The following is a 20062-nucleotide window of genomic DNA, read 5'->3' as shown; positions in this document are numbered from 1 at the left end:
GAAAAGTTGATTTTTTATTTCTAAAAACTGTATATTGAAGAGGAATATTCCTATATACGTAAAGGAGGGCTATAAATGAAACTAATGGAACAACAGTTACATGAGTTAGGTGGTTTGCGAGTACATATTATCCCGACTGATAAATATAAAACAAATACTTTTGTATTTCGTTTTAAAGCACCTTTAAATGAAGAGACGGTGACAGAGCGTGCCCTATTGCCATACGTATTGCAAAGTGCGACAGAAAAGCTTCCTTCTGTAATTCGTCTTCGTCAATATTTAGAAGAATTATACGGATCTTCTTTGGCAGTAGATGTAAGTAAAAAAGGAGAAGACCATATTATCTCTATTTATGTAGACATTGCAAATGAAGTATATTTACATGATGCACCACCGCTATTTGAAAAAGCACTTTCTATGTTATCGGATATCGTTTTACATCCAGCAACAGAGGGGGATGGTTTTTTACCTTCTATTGTAGAAAGTGAAAAGAGAGCGCTCTTGCAACGAATTGAAGCTACGTATGATGATAAAATGCGCTATGCAAACGAGCGTTTAATTGAAGAAATGTGCAAAGTAGAACCGTATCGATTAAGTGCAAATGGAAAAAAAGAGAGTGTTGCATCTATTACAAATGAAAGTTTATATCAATATTATCAAAAAGTGTTAGCGGAAGATGAAATGGATCTATATATTATTGGTGATATTTCAGAAAACGCAGTGGATCTTGTAAGTAAGTATTTTTCTATTTCAGCACGTCCTGTGAGAGAGAGAAATGTACTTCTTCATAAGAGAAATAATGAAGAAAAAGAAGTTGTTGAAAAACAAGAATTAAAACAAAGTAAATTACACATTGGTTATCGTACGTTTATTACGTATAAAGACGAAGATTATTTTGCACTACAATTGTTCAATGGATTGTTTGGAGGATTTTCTCATTCGAAGTTATTCGTTAACGTTCGTGAAAAAAATAGTTTAGCGTACTATGCGGCATCCCGCTTTGAAAGTCATAAAGGCTTATTGTTTGTCATGTCAGGGATCGAAGCGAAAAATTATGAAAAAGCTGTTGAGATTATTAAAGAACAAATGTTGGCGATGCAAAATGGTGATTTTTCTGAAGAAGAGATGCATCAAACGAAAAGTGTCATTCAAAATCAAATATTAGAAGCGATTGATACACCGCGCGGATTTGTGGAAATGCTGTATCATGGTATTATTTCAGACCGTACGCGTCCGGTTGAAGAATGGCTTTCAGGTATTGAAAGTGTGACGAAAGAAGAGATTGTGAAAGTTGCTAAAAATATTGAACTAGATACAATTTACTTTTTACATGGAACGGAGGGAGAATAAATGGAGAAAATTGTTTATGAGCAATTAAAAGAGACACTCTATTATGAAAAACTTCCTAATGGATTAGATGTATATATTTTACCGAAGCAAGGATTTAATAAAACATTTGCAACGTTTACGACAAAATATGGTTCTATGGATAATACATTCGTACCACTAGGTAAAGAAGAAATGATTCGTGTGCCTGATGGAATTGCTCATTTTCTTGAGCATAAATTATTTGAAAAAGAAGATCACGATGCTTTCCAATTGTTTAGTAAACAAGGGGCATCAGCAAATGCTTTCACATCTTTCACAAGAACAGCTTACCTGTTTTCATGTACATCAAATGTAGAACAAAATTTAAATACATTGTTAAACTTCGTACAAGAGCCTTACTTCTCTGAAAAAACAGTTGAAAAAGAGAAGGGAATTATTGGGCAAGAAATTCAAATGTATCAAGATAATCCAGATTGGCGCTTATACTTTGGATTAATTGATAGCTTGTTTGTAAAGCACCCAATTAAAATTGATATTGCAGGGACAATCGAGTCTATTAGTAAAATTACGAAAGACTTATTATATGAATGCTATGAAACATTTTATCATCCGAGCAATATGTTATTGTTCGTTGTGGGGGCAATTGATCCAGAGAAAACAATGGATTTAGTACGTGAAAATCAAGCGAAAAAAGATTATAAAAACCAGCCAGAAATTGTACGTTCATTTGAGGAAGAACCAGATGAGGTAAATGAAAAGAAGAAAATTATTTCCATGCCTGTACAAACACCGAAATGTTTAGTTGGTATTAAAGCGACAAATTTAAAAGAAAAAGGGAAAGCCCTTTTAAAACAAGAAATTGCGCTTACGTTACTTTTAGATTATTTATTTGGGAAAAGCTCCGTTCATTACGAATCTTTATATAATGAAGGTCTTATTGATGATTCGTTCTCGTATGATTATACGGAAGAAAATAACTTCGGTTTTGCAATGGTTGGCGGCGATACGAAGCAACCTGATGAGCTGGAAGAGCGTTTGAAAAGCATTTTACTAAATACAAATTATGATCAATTAGATGAGGTGGCATTAGAACGAGTAAAGAAAAAGAAAATAGGTGGCTTTTTACGCTCGTTGAATTCGCCGGAATATATTGCAAATCAATTTACACGATATGCGTTTAATGAATCTAGTCTGTTTGAGGCATTGACTGTATTAGAAAGTTTAACTGTTCAAGATTTACAAGAAGTAGCCAAATTATTATTATCAGAAGAGAAAATGAGTGTTTGTCAAGTTTTACCGAAAAAATAAAAGGTTTCATAATAATACCCTCATCTTATCATTGATAAATTGTAAGATGAGGGTATTATTTATAGGAGAAAGATTTTGTTGAGATAAGAGAGGAATTGTATGAAAAAGTATGCATTAGTAACTGGAGGAAGCGGAGGGATAGGCTCTGCTATTTCAAAACAATTAATTCAAGATGGATATACAGTATATGTTCATTATAATAACAGTGCAGAGAAAGTGAACGAGTTGCAGAAAGAATGGGGTGAAGTGATTCCTGTTCAAGCGAATTTAGCTTCTACTGATGGGGCAGAGCAGTTGTGGGAACAAATTGAACATCCTCTTGATGTTATCGTATATGCAGCTGGGAAGAGTATCTTTGGACTCGTAACAGATGTAACGAACGATGAATTGAATTATATGGTAGAACTTCAAGTGAAGAGTATCTATAAATTATTATCAAGGGCGCTGCCATCTATGATTCAGCGGAGAAGTGGTAATATTGTACTTGTTTCTTCTATATGGGGCCAAATCGGCGCATCATGTGAAGTGCTTTACTCGATGGTAAAAGGTGCACAAAATTCATATGTGAAAGCTTTAGCGAAAGAAGTTTCATTAAGTGGATTAAGGGTTAACGCGGTGGCGCCAGGTGCAATTGAAACGGAAATGTTACAAGTATTTTCAGAAGAGGATAAGAATGAAATTGCTGAAGAGATCCCGTTAGGTAGGTTGGGACTACCAGAAGAGGTAGCGAAAACAGTGTCATTCCTCGTATCACCAGGAGCATCTTACATAACTGGACAAATTATCGGAGTAAATGGTGGTTGGCATTGCTAAAAATTTCTTACATAAAAAATGAAAAACTGTACAAATTAAGCATGATTCTATTACTAAGTAGTGAGGTGCTTACACATGTCAGTTTTAGATAATTTTGATCAATGGAAGAGCTTTTTAGGAGAACGTTTAGAACAGGCATCAGGAAAAGGTCTTGATGGTGGTGCTGTATCAGATATGGCATTTCGTGTTGGAGATTATTTAGCAAATGAAGTAGAAGCGCGCAACGATCAAGAGAAATTATTGTCTGAGCTTTGGAAAGTTGCTGATGAACAAGAGCAACATACAATCGCAAACTTAATGGTGAAGTTTGTACAGCATAAGTAAAAAATAGAGAGGAGAATCTCCTCTCTATTTTTTTTGTATAATAATTGAACGGGATAGATTATACATTTAGCTTCCCTATTAAGGTGAAATCATATAATATAGTACGTAGGTGTAAAGTAAGCAAGGGGAGTGATCTTGGATGATTGAATGGTATTTTGAATATGAAATACATAAAAACCGACCTGGCTTGCTTGGTGACGTTTCTTCGTTAATCGGTATGCTCGGCATTAATATTGTCACAATTAATGGTGTAGATAATGCACGACGTGGATTACTCCTTATGTGTGATAATCAAGAGCAAATCTCTAGACTTGAATCAATTTTAAATACGATGGATAACATAACGGTAACGAAATATCGTCCGCCAAAGCTAAGAGATAAGCTAGCGGTTAGACATGGTAGGTACATACAACGAGATGCAGATGATAAGAAGACATTTCGATTTGTACGTGATGAATTAGGGTTACTTGTAGACTTTATGGCTGAAATAATGAAAAAAGAAGGTCATAAACTAATCGGGATACGAGGAATGCCTCGTGTCGGAAAAACAGAATCCATTGTTGCCGCAAGTGTTTGTGCAAATAAAAGATGGTTATTTGTATCATCTACTCTTATTAAGCAAACTGTTCGTAGTCAATTGATTGAAGATGAGTATAGCGACGACAATATTTTTATCTTAGATGGGATCGTGTCAACAAAGCGTGCTAACGAAAGGCATTGGCAGCTTGTTCGTGAAATTATGAGATTACCTGCAACGAAAGTTGTGGAACATCCTGACGTATTTGTGAGTCAGTCAGAATACACATTGGATGATTTTGATTATATTATCGAGTTGCGTAACGATTATGATGAAGAAATTCAATATAATTTAGTAGATGAAATTGAGCAAGGTACGCAAAATAATTTCTCTATGTTTGACTTTTAAAGAAATATTGAGGTGTTAGTAGTGACAGAATTAGGACAAAAGCTGAAAGAAGCAAGAGGAACGAAGGGCTTGTCTATGGATCAGCTGCATGAGATTACAAAAATTCAAAAACGCCATTTAGTAGCGATTGAGGAAGGCAATTATGATGTATTGCCAGGAGCTTTTTATGCGCGTGCATTCATTAAACAATACGCAGATGCGGTTGGGTTAAATGGAGAGGAACTGCTTGTAGAATATCAGAGTACGATACCACAATCTGAAAAACGCGACGTTCCACAAGTATCAACAGGACAGAAAACACAAGAAACAATGCAAAAATCTTCATCATGGCCAATTGCAGATCATATGCCGAAAGTTTTAGTTGCGCTATTAGTAATTGCATTTGGAGTGGTAATTTGGTTTGTTTTCCAAGCGTTAACTGGAAAAGGTGATGAGAAAGTTCCGAATGCTCAAAGTGAGAAAATTGAAGTTAAAAAAGCAGAAAACTCTCCGTTAGATACGAAGAAAGATGAAGTGAAAGCGGAAGAGCCGAAAAAAGAGGAACCAAAGAAAGAAGAGCCAAAGAAAGAGGAACAACCAGCACAACCAACGGGACAAGAAGAAGTAAAAGTAGTTGGTACAACTGGTAAAGTATCTACTTTGGAAATTCATAACAATAAAACATTAGAACTGGAAATATCGGGTAAAGGTGCGAGCTATGTAGATGTTAAAGATGATGCGGGGAATGTGATTCTAAACGCTACAGTACAAGAGGGCCAAATAGAAAAACGTGATGTATCAACATTAAAAGAAGTGCGACTTAATATTGGGAATGCAACGAATGTTGAAGTTAAACTGAATGGCCAAGTGGTCGCTTATCCATTGGATCCAGAAAAAGAACTTCACCAAAGATTGGTGATAAAAAACCAAGGGATAGGGCAACCAGCACAATAATAGTCATCGCCTCGATGACTTTTTTCAATGAACAAATGTTTTTGATATGATGGAGGAATAGCTGTGAATTTACCAAATAAAATTACAATATCTAGAATCTTCTTAATTCCAATTTTTATGGTAATTATGTTAGCGCCCTTTGAATGGGGTTCATACACAATTGGTGATGTTGATTTACCAATTCAACATTTAGTAGGGGCACTTATCTTTATTATTGCTTCGGCTACAGATTGGATTGATGGACATTACGCAAGAAAGTATAATCTTGTAACGAATTTAGGGAAGTTTCTTGACCCGTTAGCTGATAAATTACTTGTTTCAGCAGCGCTTATTACATTAGTTGAGATGCAATACGTACCTGCTTGGATCGTTATTGTAATTATCAGCCGTGAGTTTGCAGTAACTGGTTTACGCCTTGTACTTGCTGGAACAGGAGAAGTAGTGGCAGCAAATCAGTTAGGGAAAATTAAGACGTGGACACAAATTATTGCAATTGCGGCGTATTTATTACACGATGTACCTTTAAATTTAATCCATATCCCAGTTGCTGATATTTTCATATGGATTGCATTAATCTTTACTGTTATTTCAGGGTGGGATTATTTCTGGAAAAATAGAGCTGCTTTTGTAAACTCAAAATAGAAGTTTATGGGGGAATTGGGATGAATGCTGAAATTATTGCGGTTGGAACTGAATTATTACTTGGACAAATTGCAAATACAAATGCCCAGTTTTTATCTGAAAAGTTAGCTTCAATCGGAATTAATGTGTACTACCATACTGTAGTTGGAGATAATAACAAGCGATTACAGCAGGCGATTGAAGTTGCGGAAGAACGTGCTGACATACTTATTTTCACAGGTGGATTAGGCCCGACAAAAGATGATTTGACGAAAGAAACGATATCTTCTAGGTTGGGTGAAGAGCTTGTATATGATGAAAAGGCATTAGCATCGATAAGCGAGTACTTTAAGCGTACAGGTCGGGAGTTCACAGAGAATAATAAAAAGCAAGCGCTCGTTTTGAATGGAGCAACTGTATTTGCGAATGATCACGGCATGGCACCTGGTATGGGGCTAAATAAGAACAGGAAAGTTTATATTTTATTACCAGGACCACCGAAAGAGATGAAGCCGATGTATATAAGTTATGTAGAGCCTTTTTTACGTAACTTTACAACAGGAGAAAACATTTATTCTCGTGTGCTTCGCTTTTTCGGGATTGGGGAATCTCAATTAGAAGTGAAAGTTCAAGATTTAATTGATGGACAAACGAACCCGACAATCGCCCCCCTTGCGAATGATGGAGAAGTGACACTACGTTTAACTGCCAAACATCAAAATGCTGATGAAGCTGCGAAACGAATTCAGCATATGGAAGATTTGATTTTAGAAAGAGTAGGAAAATTTTTCTACGGGTATGATCAAGAGTTTCTGCATGATAAGGCGATAGAGTTATTGAAGAAAAAAGGATTAACTTTAGCGTGTGCAGAAAGTTTAACCGGTGGTCTCTTTGGCAATCAAGTAACAGAAAGTGCTGGTGTGTCTTCAGTATTTAAAGGCGGTGTCATTTGTTATCATAATGATGTGAAGCAACATGTTTTACATGTACCTGCGGAAGTGTTGTCTACTGATGGTGCAGTTAGTAAAGAATGTGCTCGTTATCTTGCTGAAAATGTTAAGGGCTTATTAAAAGCGGATATCGGAATTAGTTTCACTGGGGTAGCAGGACCGGATGCTTCAGAACATAAAGAGCCGGGAACAGTATTCGTTGGATTGGCGATTAAGGATAAACCAACTGTAGTCTTTCCTCTTATTTTAAGTGGAAGTCGTCAACAAATTAGGGAACGTTCGGTGAAATATGGATTTTATCATTTATATAAAAAGCTAGAAGAGATATAAGTTTCTTCTAGCTTTTTTTATGGTTAAACTCATTTTTATTTAATGGAAAATAAAAAAATCGAATAAATGTTCGATTTTGTTGGCAAATTGAATTGAAAATAGGTATAATAAGATTAGCAATTCAGTTAAGGAGGAATTTTGAATGAGTGATCGTCAAGCGGCGTTAGATATGGCGTTAAAACAAATAGAGAAGCAATTCGGTAAAGGTTCAATTATGAAATTAGGAGAACAAGCGGAGCGTAGAATTTCTACAATTTCAAGTGGTTCTTTAGCACTTGATGTGGCATTAGGAGTAGGCGGCTACCCACGTGGTCGTATTATCGAAATTTATGGACCAGAAAGTTCAGGTAAAACAACAGTTTCATTACACGCAATCGCGGAAGTACAGCGTCAAGGTGGACAAGCAGCGTTTATTGATGCGGAGCATGCAATGGATCCTGTATATGCACAAAAATTAGGCGTTAACATAGATGAATTACTATTATCACAACCTGATACAGGGGAGCAAGGACTAGAAATCGCAGAAGCACTTGTACGAAGTGGCGCGGTTGATATTATCGTAATTGACTCTGTAGCAGCTCTTGTACCGAAAGCTGAGATTGAAGGAGACATGGGTGACTCACACGTAGGTCTACAAGCTCGTTTAATGTCTCAAGCACTTCGTAAGCTGTCAGGTGCAATCAATAAATCAAAAACAATCGCAATCTTTATTAACCAAATTCGTGAAAAAGTTGGGGTTATGTTCGGAAATCAACCACAAGTTGCTTAATCAGAGCGTAGTACTTGAATCTTTATTTGTCTTCTTCATTTAAGTCTTTATAAGGGATTTCTTATAAGGAGAGATTAAGGTGGCAGTGACAATCGGAAATAGAACTTATCGAAACATAGAACAATGGCAAGTGGATTTTATCGCGACACATGCGGAGAGAAAATTAAAAGATATAGGTAAAGAAATTAATCTGGATGAAAGGCGAGTAGGTGAAATATTAAAGTTACTCGGAATTAAAAGAACCAGACATAGGAAGATTTATTTACCTAAAACCGCAGAAGTTGAACAGGAGTTAAAAAATCCATATTTATCACATGTTGAAATTGCCGTTAAGTATGGCGTATCCGATACATGTGTTGCTAAAAGGAGAAAAGAGCTTAATGTAAAGGTCAGAAAGAAAAATTATGATACTTTACTGGAACAACAGGTCGAACAGATATTATTAAGCTTAGATCTGGCGTTCATTAAGCAAAAAAGAATCGATAAGTGGTCCATTGATTTCTACTTAGGTAGAAAATATTGTTTAGATGTCCATGGGAAATGGGCACACTCACTCAACAAAATAAAAGAACTAGATAAAAGAAAACTTTTATTTATGGAAGAGAGCTGCTATAAATATCTTGTTATACATGAAGAAGAGTTAGTAAATAAAGAAAAAGTCGCACAAAAGATTAAGGAGTTTACCATGGGTTTCCCTTGCTAGTGATAGCATGTTAAAAAACCTTGTGAACCTTATTGCCTAAGGGTGTAACTATTTATATAGTTGCTAACGGTGAAGCCCACCATTATTTAGGGTAATACCGTGCCAAGCTTCATATTTATATGGGGAAGGTGTAGAGACTACCGAAAAGGACTTTTAGTTAACTGAGTAGGGTACGGCAGATGATAGGCTACTGCTGGAAGTGCAAGGCTCTCTGTAAAGAGATGAAGAGATAGTCCGGACTATAGAGATGGAAAATCTATAGATAGTGCCAGAAACAACTCCAGGTGGTCGTGCGTTGAAATTCTATTCAACAGTTCGTCTTGAAGTGCGTCGTGCGGAGCAATTAAAGCAAGGTAACGACATCGTTGGTAATAAAACGAAAGTAAAAGTAGTTAAAAATAAAGTAGCACCACCATTCCGTGTTGCTGAAGTTGATATTATGTACGGAGAAGGTATTTCAAGAGAAGGTGAAATCTTAGATATGGCTTCTGAACTTGATATCGTTCAAAAGAGTGGTGCTTGGTACTCTTATAATGAAGAGCGTTTAGGACAAGGTCGTGAAAATTCGAAGCAATTCTTAAAAGAGAATACGGATTTAAGAGAGGAAATTGCCTTCTTTGTTCGTGATCATCACGGAATTGGTGAAGACTCTGGTGTGGAAGACACGGAAGATTCAAATCTTCAAGATTAAAAATAAAAGACACGGTCCCGTGTCTTTTATTTTTAATTATTATGAAAGCGTTGTATATCGTTGGAAATAAAATATTTAATTTAACTAAAAGGCTATGTATAAAGAGGGATATATGCATGTTTTGTATGCATAAACTGGAATTTACTAAGGTTTTCCAGGATAATATGCTGTCTGCTTTTTAAATTCATATATGAATTAGGGCTGAAGGTAAAGAAAGTAAAAGTAGACAACGCTTGACAATGAAAATTGCGATAGATACAATGAGAATGTATATTTTTTCTTATATACGAAACACTCTTCTCAAGAAGAGAAGTAATATTCGGAGTAAGACTTAAATCTTGCCGAAATAATAATATGACATTTTAATTGTGAAATGAAGAAAGTCCCTTAAAAAAGTGGGGCGACGGTCTTTGCTGTATGTTGGTATTCAATGTACATGCCGACAGTCTTTTTTCATTCATAGCAAGGGGAGGTGAAATCATGAGTAGTACTACAGTTTGGATACTCATCTCCATTTTGCTTGCAACAGTCGGTGCAGTTGTTGGCTTTTTTGTTCGAAAGTCTATTGCTGAAGCGAAGATTAATGGTGCAGCTAATGAAGCGAAACGTATTATAGACGAAGCGAATCGTGAGGCTGAAGCACTTAAGAAAGAAGCGCTTTTAGAAGCAAAGGATGAAATTCATACACTTCGTACAGAAGCTGAATTAGAAATTCGTGACCGTAGAAGCGAATTACAAAAACAAGAAAATCGTTTAATGCAAAAAGAAGAGAACCTTGATCGTAAAGACGAAACGCTCGATAAACGCGAGCGACAGTTAGAAAAGAAAGAGGATTCTCTTGTAGCGAGACAACAACAGATTGAAGAGTTGGAAAGCAAAGTGGGAGAGTTAGTTCAAAAGCAACAAACAGAATTAGAGCGCATTTCCAATCTGACACGCGAACAAGCGAAAGCAATTATTCTTGGTAAAGTAGAAAGTGAAGTTTCTCATGAAATTGCCGTAATGGTAAAAGAAAGTGAAGTTCGTGCGAAAGAAGAAGCGGATAAGAAAGCAAAAGAAATCTTATCTCTTGCAATGCAAAGATGTGCAGCTGATCATGTTGCTGAAACAACCGTTTCGGTTGTAAATCTTCCAAATGACGAAATGAAGGGACGTATTATCGGACGTGAAGGTCGAAATATTCGTACGTTAGAAACGTTAACAGGTATTGACCTTATTATCGATGATACACCAGAAGCGGTTATCCTTTCTGGATTCGACCCAATTCGTCGTGAAACAGCTCGTATCGCTCTTGATAAACTAGTACAGGACGGACGTATTCACCCAGCGCGTATTGAAGAGATGGTCGAAAAATCAAGACGTGAAGTGGACGAGTATATTCGCGAAGTCGGAGAGCAAACAACGTTTGAAGTGGGTGTTCACGGATTACATCCAGATTTAATTAAGATTTTAGGTCGTTTAAAATACCGTACAAGTTACGGACAAAACGTCTTAAAACACTCTATGGAAGTTGCATATTTAACTGGACTTATGGCAGCGGAGCTTGGTGAGGATGAAAAACTAGCAAGACGTGCTGGTCTATTACATGATATCGGTAAAGCAATTGATCATGAAGTAGAAGGTAGCCACGTTGAAATTGGTGTCGAACTCGCAACGAAGTATAAAGAGCATCCTGTAGTTATAAACAGTATTGCATCTCACCATGGGGACACAGAACCAACTTCTATCATTGCAGTTTTAGTTGCAGCAGCAGATGCATTATCAGCTGCAAGACCTGGAGCTCGTAGTGAAACACTTGAGAACTATATTCGTCGTCTTGAAAAGTTAGAAGAGATTTCAGAGTCTTATGAAGGCGTAGAAAAATCTTTCGCAATTCAAGCAGGACGAGAAGTTCGTATTCTGGTAAAACCAGATACAATTGATGATTTAGAAGCTCATCGTTTAGCTCGTGATATTCGAAAACGTATTGAAAATGAACTGGATTACCCAGGACATATTAAAGTAACTGTTATTCGTGAAACACGTGCAGTGGAATACGCAAAATAAAGTGGTGAAACACCACTTTATTTTTTTGTGTTGGAATTGGTTAAAATAAAGGGAATTAGTATACAAGTGAAACAAACTTATAATAAATATATTGTAAGGAAATTACTTGAAGCTATAGTAATAAAAAATGTAGTACATAGGAAGGGTAAGACATATGAGAATATTATTTGTTGGGGATGTAGTAGGATCTCCTGGTAGAGATATGATTCAACAATACGTACCGGCATTAAAGAAGAAATATACACCTACAGTAACCATTATTAATGGAGAAAATGCAGCAGGTGGACGTGGGATTACGGAAAAAATATATCGAAACTTTTTAGAATGCGGGGCACAAGCGGTTACACTTGGAAACCACGCTTGGGATAACCGTGAAGTATTTGAATTTATTGATGATGCAAAATATCTTGCAAGACCAGCTAACTTCCCAGAAGGAACTCCAGGAAAAGGACTTATCTTTGTGAACTGTAATGGAACAGAAGTTGCAGTTATTAACTTACAAGGACGTACATTCCTTCCTCCGATTGATTGCCCATTCCGTAAAGTGGATGAATTAATTAACATTGCAAAAAAACGTACGAATATTATCTTTATTGATTTTCATGCGGAAACGACAAGTGAAAAACAAGCGTTAGGTTGGTATGTAGATGGTCGTGCTACAGCGGTAGTAGGTACACATACACATGTTCCTACAGCAGATAATCGTATTTTACCAAGCGGAACCGCATATATCACAGATGTTGGTATGACAGGACCTTACGATGGGATTTTAGGTATGGATCGAGAAGCGGTATTGAAGAAGTTTTTAACAAACTTACCAGTACGATTTGAAGTGACAAGTGGTAGAACACAATTAAGTGCAGTGCTAGTTGATGTGGATCCTAATACAGGAAAAGCTAAGAAAATCCAGCGTATCTTAATTAATGATGATCAGCCATTTTTTGAGTAATTCCTGGGTAAATTTTAGAAAAGTTATTATTTTTTAATTTTTTAGAAAAATTACAGAAATTTAGCAGGAATACGCGTCATTCCTCGTGAATATAAGTTAAAGTGAAATAATTGCTAATACTTTTTATAGAAACGAGGAGGAAACGCGGAATGGAAATATTAAAAGTTAAAGCAACGTCGGTCCCTAATTCTGTAGCTGGTGCACTTGCAGGTGTTATTCGCGAACGCGGAACAGCAGAAATTCAAGCTATTGGTGCAGGTGCATTGAACCAAGCGGTAAAGGCAGTAGCAATTGCAAGAGGATTTGTAGCGCCTAGTGGTTTAGACCTGATTTGTATCCCAGCGTTCACAGATATTATGATTGATGGGGAAGAGCGTACAGCAATAAAATTAATTGTAGAACCTCGTTAAGTTTAAACAACCTGTTTGCAGTATGCAAACAGGTTGTTTTTATAATGGAGGAATGGAAATGAAAATTTTTGATGCTCATTGTGATGTACTCTTTCGATTATGGAGTGCACAGGGGAAAAAGGATTTTAAAAACGATCCGCAATTACATATTACATTTGAACAGTTAAAGAAAAGAAAAGGAAGTATACAATGTTTTGCTATATATGTGCCAGAAACGGTGCTATATGAAAAACGATTTGAAGTGGCATTACAAATGGTAGATATTTTTTATAATGAAATTTTATCATTACCGGGTGTAAAGTTTATTCAGACAAAAGATGATATTAACATGTTAAAACAGGACGAGATTGGAGCGATATTAACACTAGAAGGATGCGAAGCAATTGGAAAAGATGCAATGAAATTACGGTTGTTTTATCGTCTAGGAGTACGTTCTTTTGGACTAACATGGAATTATGCCAATTTATTAGCTGATGGTGCGCTAGAGACACGTGGGGCGGGTTTAACGACCTTTGGTAAACATGTTGTACAAGAACTTAATACGTTACATGTATGGACCGATGTGTCGCATCTGAATGAAAGAAGCTTTTGGGATGTGATAGAAATTGCAAAAAATCCTATTGCCTCCCATTCAAATTGTACGAAACTTTGTCAGCACCCACGTAATTTAAACGATGAACAACTTAGAGCTCTTATAAAGCGAAATAGCATGATCGGTGTTACTTTCGTACCACAGTTTCTAATAAGTGAAAAACAAGCGAATATAGCAGATATAGTAAAACATATCGAATATATTTGTTCATTAGGTGGAGAGAACAATATAGGGTTTGGTTCGGATTTTGATGGGATATTAGAAACAGTTGTAAATGTATCAGCGTATGGAGAATATGAAAATGTAATTAATGAGCTTTGTAAACACTATGCTGCATCTACTGTAGAGCGATTTTTATATGATAATTTTGTTGAACATATAAGCTTTTAAGATTTTCGTTTTAAAAATCCAGAAAAATTAGAATTAATTCATTTGATATTATTGCTTTTTTTAAGACCTAATACTAGAATGAAAAACAAAATAGCTTTATACTAAAGATTCAGGGAAATCAGAAGAGGCATAATTTGCGTCCGTTGTAGTTTATTTGTATAAAAAATGCTAAACTATTACTGTAAAAAAATACACTACAATGAATGCAGCCAAAAGGGGTGTAGGAGATGATTAGTCAACTTTCATGGAAAGTTGGAGGCCAACAAGGTGAAGGAATTGAAAGTACAGGAGAAATCTTCTGTATTGCATTAAACCGATTAGGATATTACCTATACGGTTACCGCCACTTCTCATCACGTATTAAAGGCGGCCATACAAATAATAAAATTCGTGTAAGTACAACAGAAGTACGCGCGATCTCAGATGATTTAGATATTTTAATTGCTTTTGATCAAGAAACAATTGATTTTAACTTCCACGAACTACGTCCAGGTGGAATTGTAGTTGCGGATGCGAAATTTAATCCAACAATACCTGATAATACAGATGTAAATCTATATGTGATACCGTTTACAGATATTGCTTCAGAATTAGGTACATCATTAATGAAAAACATGGTTGCTGTTGGGGCATCAAGTGCGGTATTAGGATTAGATGAAACAGCTTATTTAAATGTTGTTGAAGAGATCTTTGGTCGTAAAGGAGAGCAAGTCGTTCAAAAGAATATGGACGCAATTAAACGTGGCTCTCAATATATGAAAGAGTTGCTAGGTGAGAAAGTTAACATGATGCAGCTTGAAAAAGCTGATGGTAAGAAACGCATGTTTATGATTGGAAACGATGCAATCGCATTTGGTGCGGTAGCTGGTGGTGCTCGCTTTATGTCTGCATATCCAATTACACCTGCATCTGAAATTATGGAATACTTAATTAAAAAATTACCAAAAGTTGGCGGAACAGTAATCCAAACTGAGGATGAAATTGCAGCTTGTACAATGGCAATCGGTGCAAACTATGCTGGTGTTCGTACATTAACTGCATCTGCTGGTCCAGGTCTATCTTTAATGATGGAAGCGATTGGTTTAGCGGGGATTACAGAAACACCATTAGTAATTGTTGATACACAACGTGGTGGTCCAAGTACAGGATTACCAACGAAACAAGAGCAGTCGGATTTAATGGCGATGATTTACGGTACGCACGGTGAGATTCCAAAAATCGTAATGGCGCCAAGTACAGTTGAAGAAGCTTTCTATGATATTGTAGAAGCATTTAACCTAGCTGAAGAATATCAAGTACCTGTTATTTTCTTAACGGATTTACAGCTTTCTCTAGGAAAACAAACTGTAGAACCGCTTACGTTAGATAAAGTGGAAATTCGTCGCGGCAAGCTTGATTTAGAAGCGGAATTACCAGAACGTGAAAATAAAGCATACTTCAAGCGTTATGAAGTAACCGAAGATGGCGTTTCACCACGTGTTTTACCTGGTATGAAAAATGGTGTTCACCATGTTACAGGTGTAGAACATGATGAAACTGGTAAACCATCTGAATCAGCAATAAACCGTAAAGATCAAATGGACAAACGTTTCCGTAAAATGGAGAACTTGAAGTTTAACACCCCTGTCTATAAAAATGTTAAGCATAAAGATGCGGACGTATTGCTTGTTGGGTTTAACTCAACTCGTGGTGCAATCGAAGAGGCAATGGAGCGCTTAGAACAAGAGGGTATGAAAGTAAACCATGCTCATGTACGTTTAGTTCACCCGTTCCCAACAGCTGAAATCGATCCACTTGTGAAAAATGCGAAGCGTGTTGTAGTGGTAGAAAACAACGCAACAGGTCAGCTTGCTAACATTATGAAAATGAATCTTGGTAACGGTGAGAAAATTTCTAGTCTTTTAAAATATGATGGGAACCCATTCTTGCCGAAAGAGATTTACAACGAATGCAAAAAAGGGGTTGTATTAAATGGCAACATTTAAGGACTTTCGTAACAGCGTAAAACCAAACTGGTGCCCAGGTTGCGGAGACTTCTCGGTGCAAGCTGCAATTCAACGTGCGGCAGCTAACGTTGGTTTAAATCCAGATGAACTTGCTGTTATCTCCGGTATCGGCTGTTCAGGTCGTATTTCAGGTTATATTAATTCATATGGTGTGCATAGTATTCATGGTCGTGCCCTTCCAATTGCACAAGGTGTGAAAATGGCAAATCGTGATTTAACAGTTATCGCATCAGGTGGTGACGGTGATGGATTTGCGATTGGTATGGGACATACAATCCATTCTATTCGTCGTAACATCGACATTACGTACATCGTAATGGATAACCAAATTTACGGATTAACAAAAGGGCAAACTTCACCGCGTAGTGAAGCTGGATTTAAAACGAAAAGCACACCACAAGGTTCAATTGAACCGTCACTAAATGTTATGGAAATGGCTTTAACAGCTGGTGCTACATTTGTGGCGCAAAGCTTTTCAAGTGATTTAAAAGAACTAACACAAATTATTGAAGCTGGTATTAACCATAAAGGATTTTCATTAATTAACGTATACAGCCCATGTGTTACTTACAATAAAGTAAATACTTACGATTGGTTTAAAGAGAATTTAACAAAACTAAGTACAGTAGAGGGATATGATCCATCTAATCGCATGATGGCTATGCAAACGTTAATGGAAAATAACGGATTAGTAACAGGTTTAATATATCAAAATACAGCGCAACCTTCGTACCAAGAACTTGTAAAAGGCTATAGTGAGAAGCCTTTAGTGCAAGCTGATTTAAATATGGATCAGAAAATGTTTGATGAACTCGTAGCTGAATTTATGTAATGTAAGAAGAGGAGGTTGCCATTTGGTAACCTTTTTTTATGAGTAAAAAATATAGGATAGTCTTATTTACTTAGAAAATTCAGAATGGTAAAATAATATATAAATCGTTGTATGAAAATGGCGAGTTCATTGCTGATGAAATGTAAGATCAGACAGAGCCTCTTTCTTGTTAAAATTGGCGCAACGCTTCATACTATGGTAATGTTTATAGGGATAAAGCAATATGCTTTTGGATAGGACAAAAAGAAGTATGAAAAGGGAATGTCTATTTGTGTGGGGAAGACTTCATTCTTATGAATGATTAGATTGATTACTCAAGTTTCAAAGGACAAGTTATCTCTCAAGCTATCTAACCATTTTTGAGGTGAGTCAAAGCGCATTAAAATGGACTATAGAGTGTGTATAGTTAAGGGTGAAAGGAGATTACCAATGAACGAGCAACAACGATTAGCAAGTCGACAAGCAAATTCCTCTACGAAAAAAGAAGAGAAAGATTATAGTAAATACTTTGAAAGTGTATACCAACCACCTTCCTTAAAAGATGCGAAAAAACGAGGGAAAGAAGAAGTTAAAATTGAACGGGATTTTGGCTTACCTGAAGAATTTCGCAATTTTGGTACAGGAAGAAAGTTCTATATTCGTACATATGGTTGTCAAATGAATGAGCATGATACGGAAGTAATGGCGGGTATTTTCACCGCACTTGGATATGAGCCAACCTTTTCAACTGAAGATGCAGATGTAGTTTTATTAAATACTTGTGCAATTCGTGAAAATGCTGAAAATAAAGTTTTCGGTGAATTAGGTCATTTAAAGTCATTAAAAAGAAGAAATCCGGACCTTTTAATTGGTGTATGTGGTTGTATGTCTCAAGAAGAATCTGTTGTAAATAAAATTATGCAAAAAAATCAGCATGTAGATATGGTGTTTGGAACGCATAATATTCATAGATTGCCGTATATTCTAAAAGATGCGATGTTCTCGAAGGAGACGGTAGTTGAAGTTTGGTCAAAAGAAGGGGATGTAATTGAAAACCTTCCGAAAGTACGCCGTGGTGATATTAAAGCTTGGGTAAATATTATGTATGGCTGTGATAAGTTCTGTACATATTGTATCGTGCCGTATACACGTGGAAAAGAGAGAAGCAGACGTCCAGAAGACATTATCCAAGAAATTCGTCATTTAGCTGCGAATGGTTATAAAGAAATTACATTACTTGGCCAGAACGTAAATGCATATGGTAAAGACTTTGAAGATTTTGAATACGGTCTTGGCGATTTAATGGACGAACTCCGTAAAGTTGATATTGCCCGTATTCGTTTTACAACGAGCCATCCACGTGATTTCGATGATCACTTAATTGAAGTGCTTGGAAAAGGTGGAAACTTAGTAGAACATATTCACTTACCAGTTCAATCTGGAAGCACAGATATGTTAAAAATTATGGCGCGCAAATATTCACGTGAGCATTATTTAGAACTTGTAAGAAAAATTAAAGAAGCAATTCCAAATGCAGTATTCACAACTGATATTATCGTTGGTTTCCCGAATGAAACAGATGAGCAATTTGAAGAAACGATGTCGTTATATCGTGAAGTAGGATTTGATACTGCCTTTACCTTTATTTATTCTCCGCGCGAAGGTACACCAGCTGCAAAAATGAAAGATAATGTACCGATGGAAGTGAAAAAAGAACGTCTTCAACGCTTAAATACACTAGTAAATACGTTGGCAATTGAAAAGAATAATCGTTACAAAGGTCAAATTGTAGAAGTGTTAGTTGATGGGGAAAGTAAAAATAATCCAGAAGTACTCGCAGGTTATACTCGTACGAATAAACTTGTAAACTTCGTCGCTTCAAAATCTTTAATTGGTCAGCTTGTGAAAGTAAAAGTAACGGAAGCAAAAACTTGGTCTCTTAACGGGGAATTAGTTGAAGAGCCGATTGAGGTGGAATAATAGATGAAAGCATATTCGAAAGATGAAATTGTTGAACAAGCGAAAGAATTAGCAAAAATGATTTCTGAAACAGAAGAAGTTGATTTCTTTAAGAAAGCAGAGGCGCAAATTCATAAAAATGAAAATGTAAAGCGCGCAATTGATGAAATTAAAGCACTGCAAAAACAAGCAGTAAACTTGCAGCATTACGGGAAATGGGAAGCTTTGAAAAAAGTAGAAGCTGACATTGATGCATTGCAAGATAAGTTGGATAGTATCCCAGTTGTGCAAGAATTTAAATCTTCACAAACATATGTAAATGACTTACTACAGCTAGTTGCAAGTACGATTTCTAACAACGTAACAGATGAAATATTAATTTCAACTAATGGCGATGTATTGAAGGGTGAAACGGGCGCAGCGGTAGAAAGTAAAAAAGGAAATTGTGGTTGTTAAAGAGATGTCGAATTGACATCTCTTTTTTTAATGGGTTAAACGTAAGTTCTTCTCGAAAAAAGAATGACACATTCCGCTATTGTCACGCATATGATTAAGTGAATAGTGATTGAGGAGGGTTACGAATGTCCGAATTTAGAGAGATTATTACAAAAGCAGTGGTTGGAAAAGGACGTAAGTATACAAAGTCAACGCATACATGTGAATCGAATAATGAGCCAACAAGTATTTTAGGGTGCTGGGTAATTAACCACTCGTACGAAGCAAGAAAGAATGGAAAGCATGTGGAAATTGAAGGTTTCTATGATGTGAACACTTGGTATTCATTTGATGGTAATACAAAGACAGAAGTTGTAACAGAACGTGTGAACTACACTGATGAAGTGAGTATTGGGTATCGTGATAAAAACTTTTCTGGTGATGATTTAGAAATTATTGCTCGTGTCATTCAGCCACCAAATTGTTTAGAAGCTCTTGTATCACCAAATGGTAATAAAATTGTTGTAACTGTAGAACGTGAATTTGTAACAGAAGTAGTTGGGGAAACGAAAATTTGTGTAAGTGTAAATCCTGAAGGTTGCGTAGAATCAGACGAGGATTTCCAAGTCGATGATGATGAGTTTGAAGAATTAGATCCGAACTTTATCGTCGATGCAGAAGAAGAGTAATAGAAAGCTAGGGAGAAGTTCTTCCTAGCTTTTTACTTTACATAAGTGATGCTTGAATGAACATGATTCCTTATGAAAT

Annotated in this window: 18 protein-coding genes and 2 pseudogenes; all 20 read left to right on the top strand. The window is 36.3% G+C overall.

Annotated features, from left to right (window positions below):
• Nucleotides 1-75: 75 nt before the first annotated feature.
• On the top strand, nt 76-1350 hold the full coding sequence (gene yfmF, locus JDS82_RS00435) for an EF-P 5-aminopentanol modification-associated protein YfmF (protein ID WP_199712504.1): 1275 nt from the start codon (nt 76-78) through the stop codon (nt 1348-1350).
• The gene (gene yfmH, locus JDS82_RS00430) at nt 1351-2637 is read left to right on the top strand and encodes an EF-P 5-aminopentanol modification-associated protein YfmH (protein WP_000411935.1); all 1287 of its coding nucleotides are present in this window, start codon (nt 1351-1353) and stop codon (nt 2635-2637) included. It abuts the gene before it with no gap.
• 99 nt (nt 2638-2736) lie between these two features.
• A complete protein-coding gene (gene ymfI / locus JDS82_RS00425; protein WP_000759596.1) occupies nt 2737-3450 on the top strand; it encodes an elongation factor P 5-aminopentanone reductase in 714 nt (237 codons plus the stop codon).
• 75 nt (nt 3451-3525) lie between these two features.
• Complete coding sequence (locus JDS82_RS00420; protein WP_000114455.1) at nt 3526-3774, top strand: DUF3243 domain-containing protein; 249 nt, start codon at nt 3526-3528, stop codon at nt 3772-3774.
• A gap of 139 nt (nt 3775-3913) precedes the next feature.
• The gene (locus JDS82_RS00415; protein WP_000574107.1) at nt 3914-4699 is read left to right on the top strand and encodes a DUF3388 domain-containing protein; all 786 of its coding nucleotides are present in this window, start codon (nt 3914-3916) and stop codon (nt 4697-4699) included.
• Nucleotides 4700-4720: 21 nt separating this feature from the next.
• Nucleotides 4721-5632 carry a helix-turn-helix domain-containing protein gene (locus JDS82_RS00410; RefSeq protein WP_000137490.1) on the top strand — a complete coding sequence of 304 codons (912 nt, stop codon included), beginning with the start codon at nt 4721-4723 and terminating at the stop codon, nt 5630-5632.
• A gap of 63 nt (nt 5633-5695) precedes the next feature.
• A complete protein-coding gene (gene pgsA / locus JDS82_RS00405; protein WP_001052976.1) occupies nt 5696-6274 on the top strand; it encodes a CDP-diacylglycerol--glycerol-3-phosphate 3-phosphatidyltransferase in 579 nt (192 codons plus the stop codon).
• A 20-nt stretch (nt 6275-6294) separates the two neighbouring features.
• Nucleotides 6295-7533 (top strand): competence/damage-inducible protein CinA, encoded by a 1239-nt coding sequence (gene cinA, locus JDS82_RS00400; RefSeq protein WP_048565642.1) that lies wholly within the window; start codon nt 6295-6297, stop codon nt 7531-7533.
• 142 nt (nt 7534-7675) lie between these two features.
• Nucleotides 7676-8284: pseudogene (gene recA / locus JDS82_RS00395) on the top strand (recombinase RecA); the annotation flags it as partial.
• Between the two features lie 97 nt (nt 8285-8381).
• Nucleotides 8382-9005 carry a PDDEXK family nuclease gene (locus JDS82_RS00390; RefSeq protein ID WP_199712503.1) on the top strand — a complete coding sequence of 208 codons (624 nt, stop codon included), beginning with the start codon at nt 8382-8384 and terminating at the stop codon, nt 9003-9005.
• 268 nt (nt 9006-9273) lie between these two features.
• Nucleotides 9274-9696: pseudogene (locus tag JDS82_RS00385) on the top strand (recombinase RecA family protein); the annotation flags it as partial.
• A 480-nt stretch (nt 9697-10176) separates the two neighbouring features.
• Complete coding sequence (gene rny, locus JDS82_RS00380; RefSeq protein WP_000099731.1) at nt 10177-11742, top strand: ribonuclease Y; 1566 nt, start codon at nt 10177-10179, stop codon at nt 11740-11742.
• A gap of 154 nt (nt 11743-11896) precedes the next feature.
• Nucleotides 11897-12691, top strand: coding sequence for a TIGR00282 family metallophosphoesterase (locus JDS82_RS00375; RefSeq protein WP_076539639.1), 795 nt, complete (start codon nt 11897-11899; stop codon nt 12689-12691).
• Nucleotides 12692-12840: 149 nt separating this feature from the next.
• The gene (spoVS, locus tag JDS82_RS00370) at nt 12841-13101 is read left to right on the top strand and encodes a stage V sporulation protein SpoVS (RefSeq protein WP_000404341.1); all 261 of its coding nucleotides are present in this window, start codon (nt 12841-12843) and stop codon (nt 13099-13101) included.
• Nucleotides 13102-13159: 58 nt separating this feature from the next.
• Nucleotides 13160-14083, top strand: coding sequence for a dipeptidase (locus JDS82_RS00365; RefSeq protein WP_000688022.1), 924 nt, complete (start codon nt 13160-13162; stop codon nt 14081-14083).
• 227 nt (nt 14084-14310) lie between these two features.
• The gene (locus tag JDS82_RS00360) at nt 14311-16068 is read left to right on the top strand and encodes a 2-oxoacid:acceptor oxidoreductase subunit alpha (RefSeq protein WP_000625433.1); all 1758 of its coding nucleotides are present in this window, start codon (nt 14311-14313) and stop codon (nt 16066-16068) included.
• Complete coding sequence (locus JDS82_RS00355) at nt 16055-16921, top strand: 2-oxoacid:ferredoxin oxidoreductase subunit beta (protein ID WP_000190158.1); 867 nt, start codon at nt 16055-16057, stop codon at nt 16919-16921. Before JDS82_RS00360 ends, JDS82_RS00355 begins: the two co-directional genes overlap by 14 nt.
• A gap of 429 nt (nt 16922-17350) precedes the next feature.
• Nucleotides 17351-18880, top strand: a complete 1530-nt coding sequence (gene miaB / locus JDS82_RS00350; RefSeq protein ID WP_001005405.1) for a tRNA (N6-isopentenyl adenosine(37)-C2)-methylthiotransferase MiaB — start codon at nt 17351-17353, stop codon at nt 18878-18880.
• 3 nt (nt 18881-18883) lie between these two features.
• On the top strand, nt 18884-19315 hold the full coding sequence (locus JDS82_RS00345; protein WP_000649386.1) for a YlbF/YmcA family competence regulator: 432 nt from the start codon (nt 18884-18886) through the stop codon (nt 19313-19315).
• Nucleotides 19316-19440: 125 nt separating this feature from the next.
• Nucleotides 19441-19983: an outer spore coat protein CotE gene (gene cotE, locus JDS82_RS00340; RefSeq protein WP_001288802.1), complete on the top strand. Its 543-nt coding sequence runs from the start codon at nt 19441-19443 to the stop codon at nt 19981-19983.
• Nucleotides 19984-20062: the final 79 nt, after the last annotated feature.

The organism is Bacillus cereus group sp. N14 (assembly GCF_016483555.1).
GTDB classification, from domain to species: Bacteria; Bacillota; Bacilli; order Bacillales; family Bacillaceae_G; genus Bacillus_A; species Bacillus_A wiedmannii.
This window is presented reverse-complemented; position numbering and strand designations above follow the sequence as displayed.